The organism is Halolamina salina (assembly GCF_042678005.1).
In the GTDB taxonomy this organism is placed as follows: Archaea; Halobacteriota; Halobacteria; order Halobacteriales; family Haloferacaceae; genus Halolamina; species Halolamina salina.
Genome location: NZ_JBHUDH010000168.1, coordinates 1 through 3,419, shown reverse-complemented (window position 1 = coordinate 3,419; position 3,419 = coordinate 1). Strand labels below are relative to the sequence as shown.

3 protein-coding genes are annotated in these 3,419 nt (G+C 69.6%); all 3 read left to right on the top strand.

Annotation, left to right across the window (positions count from 1 at the left end; all coding sequences use genetic code 11):
• Window positions 1-1,309: aldehyde dehydrogenase family protein (locus ACFR9S_RS13275; RefSeq protein ID WP_379818859.1), on the top strand; the 1,309-nt coding region annotated here is incomplete at its 5' end.
• Between the two features lie 362 nt (window positions 1,310-1,671).
• Window positions 1,672-2,919 carry an orc1/cdc6 family replication initiation protein gene (locus tag ACFR9S_RS13270; protein WP_379818858.1) on the top strand — a complete coding sequence of 416 codons (1,248 nt, stop codon included), beginning with the start codon at window positions 1,672-1,674 and terminating at the stop codon, window positions 2,917-2,919.
• Between the two features lie 87 nt (window positions 2,920-3,006).
• On the top strand, window positions 3,007-3,419 hold a 413-nt coding region (locus ACFR9S_RS13265; RefSeq protein ID WP_379818857.1), incomplete at its 3' end, for an aldehyde ferredoxin oxidoreductase N-terminal domain-containing protein.

The window sequence follows — 3,419 nt, the reverse complement described above, 5'->3', positions numbered from 1 at the left end:
CCAGGAGTCCTGGGCCGAGCAGCCGCCCGCGCGGCGCGCGGAAGTAATCCAGAACCTCCTCGGACTGCTGGAGGAGTACGAAGAGGAGATCACGTCGCTGCTGACCCACGAGGTCGGCGGCTCGCCCGCGATGGGCCAGACCTCGATCCAGATCGCCACCGACCACGCCGGCGAGGCGGCGACGCTCCCCCGGCGGATGAAGGGCGAGACCGCCGCGTCGAACATCCCGGGCAAGGAGAACCGCCTCTACCGCGAGCCGAAGGGCGTGGTGACGGTGATCTCGCCGTGGAACTTCCCGTTGAACCTCTCGATGCGGGCGATCGCGCCCGCGATCGCCGCCGGCAACAGCGTCGTCCTCAAGCCCTCGACCAACTCCCCGATCACGGGCGGGCTGCTGTTCGCGAAGCTGTTCGAGGAAGCCGGCCTCCCCGAGGGCGTGCTGAACGTCGTCGTCGGCAAGGGTAGCGAGATCGGCGACCGCGTGGCCAGCCACCCCGAGAGCGACGTGGTCGCGTTCACCGGCTCGACGGAGGTGGGCCGCCACGTCGCCAGCCTCGCCGGCGAGAACCTCGCGGTGCCCGCGATGGAGCTGGGCGGCAACAACGCCCACGTCGTCACCGGTGACGCCGACCTTGATCGTGCGATCGACGGCGCCGTCTTCGGCAGCTTCGTCCACCAGGGGCAGGTGTGCATCTCGATCAACCGCCACATCGTCCACGAGAGCGTCTACGACGAGTACGTCGAGCGCCTGACCGAGCGCGCCGAGGAACTGCCGGTCGGCAGCGCCCACGACGAGGGCACCGTCGTCGGCCCGATCATCGACGAGTCCCAGCGCGACGAGATGCTCGACTACGTCGAGCGGACCGTCGAGGCCGGCGCGACGCTCGAGACCGGCGGCGAGACGGTCGATCTGGAGGGCGTCGACGACTCGCTCGTCGTCGCGCCGACCGTGCTCTCGGACGTGACGATGGAGATGCCGGCCGCGTGCAACGAGCACTTCGGCCCGATCGCGCCCGTGATCCCGTTCTCGACCGTCGACGAGGCGATCGAACTCGCGAACGACACCGAGTACGGCCTCTCGGGCTCGGTCCACGCCGGCGACCTCGGGGTCGCCGAGGAGATCGCCCACGGGATGGAGACGGGCAACGTCCACATCAACGACCAGCCCATCAACGACGAGGCACACGTCCCCTTCAGCGGGATCGGCGCCTCCGGCGTCGGCGGCTACAACAGCGACGCGTTCCTCGACGAGGTGACCGAGACGAAGTGGATCTCGGTCCAGACGGAGCCTCGCGACTACCCGTTCTGAGGTCGCTGCGGCCCCGACCCGCACGGGGAGAGAGACCACCGTTTCCGGTGCTCTCGCTCTCGGAGCACGATCCGGCCGAGTCCGCGGCGCGATACGCGCCCCGGACCGCGGGAGAGGACTGCCGTACGGACTAACTCTCCCACCCGCCTAATCAATCCTTCCGTATCCACCGATCGTTCGGCGTCGCCCCCCGCAGCCCGTCCCGGGAAAGCACTGGAAACGGTGGTGTCTCTCTCCCCCGGGCCGAACCGCCGGTTCGGGTCGGTCCGACAGCTACTTACAGCATCGGAAACCCCACTCCCGTAGGAAACTGCGGAAACGGTGGTCGGCGGTTCGCCACCGGAAACTTCGCCTGCTAACACATGCCAGACATCAGCTTCAGCCCGGACGACTCGCTCTACCGCGACCGGGACCGACTCTCCGAGGAGTACACGCCGACGGAGCTGGTCGGCCGCGACGACGAGATCGCCCGGTACCACACCGCGCTCCAGCCCGTGATCAACAACGAGGACCCGAACAACATCTTCGTCTACGGCAAGACGGGGGTGGGGAAGACCGCCGTGACGCGGTACCTGCTCGAACAGCTGGAGGCCGACGCCGGCACCTACGAGGTCGACCTGACGACGGTCGAACTCAACTGCGAGGGACTCACGAGCAGCTACCAGGTCGCGATCAACCTCGTCAACAAGCTCCGCCCGCCCGGCGAGAGCATCTCCAACACCGGTCACCCGATGCACGAGGTGCTCTCCCAGCTCTGGGACGCGCTGGAGGGGATCGGCGGCACCGTCCTGATCGTGCTCGACGAGGTGGACAACATCGGCGGCGACGACACGCTGCTCTATCAGCTCCCCCGCGCCCGATCGAACGGCAACGTCGAGGCCGCCCGCGTCGGCGTCATCGGGATCAGCAACGACCTCGCGTTCCGGGAGAACCTCCGGGCGGAGGTCAAGTCCTCGCTGGCGGAGGTGAACATCCGGTTCCCGCCGTACGACGCCGGCGAACTGGAGCAGGAGCTCGCCCAGCGCGCCGACGCGGCGTTCTACGACGACGCGCTCGCCGCGGAGGTCGTGCCGCTCTGTTCGGCCTACGGCGCCAAGGACGGCGGCGACGCCCGGAAGGCGCTCGACCTGCTGCGGGCCGCGGCCGACCTCGCGCGGGCGGACAACGCCGACACCGTCACCGCCGAACACGTCGAGGAGGCCCGCCGCGAACTCGAACGCGAGGAGGTGATGGACGGCATCGCCGACCTCGCCGACCAGCACAAGCTGGTGCTGTACGCGCTCGTTACGCTGCAGGCCGCCGGCGAGACGCCGGCCCGCTCACAGGACATCGACGAGCGCTACGCCGAACTCTGCAAGAGCGCGCCCCACGACGCCCGAACCACGCGCCGGGTCCGGGACTTCCTCGGCGAGATCGAGGGGCTGGGGATCACGGCTTCGAGCCACCACAACGACGGCCTCGCCGGCGGGCAGTACCGCGCCCACGAGCTCTCCCACGGCGCCGAACTGGTGCTCGCGGCGATGTCGGATCTGGTGGATCAGGTCGGCGTCCACGAGGCGATCGTCGACATCGTCGAGGACTCCGACCGCATCTCCGTCTCGCTGGCCTGATCCGACGACTCGCTCCGGGCGCGGATCGGCAGTGGCAGTCGCACTGTCGAGCAACCCTTTTAGCCGTGCCCGCCCTGGAAACCACAGATGCAACGGGAGTCGGTACTTCGCGTCGACCTCACCCGCGGGGCGGTCACTGAGGAGCCCGTCCCCGAGCGGTGGCGCCGGCGCTACCTCGGCGGGAAGGGGCTGGGCGCACGCTACCTCTACGAGGAGCTGCCGGCCGGCGCCGACCCGCTGGGGCCGGAGAACCGGCTCTGTTTCGCGCTCGGTCCGCTGTCGGGCTACCTCCCGGGCGAGACGCGCTACGCCGCGGTGACGAAGTCGCCGCTGACGGGGGGCTTCCTCGACTCCTACGCCGGCGGGCAGTTCCCGCTCGCGCTCGCCGGCGCGCTGCCGAACTGTCTGGCCGTGATCGTGCAGGGGGTCGCCGACGAGCCGACGACGCTGGTCGTCGAGGACGGCGACGCCGAACTCGTCCCGGCCGAGAACTGGGGCGC

Excerpts from the sequence above, each read along its gene's own strand:
- ACFR9S_RS13270 (WP_379818858.1), top strand. The coding sequence starts at position 1,672 with ATGCCAGACATCAGCTTCAGCCCGGACGACTCGCTCTACCGCGACCGG.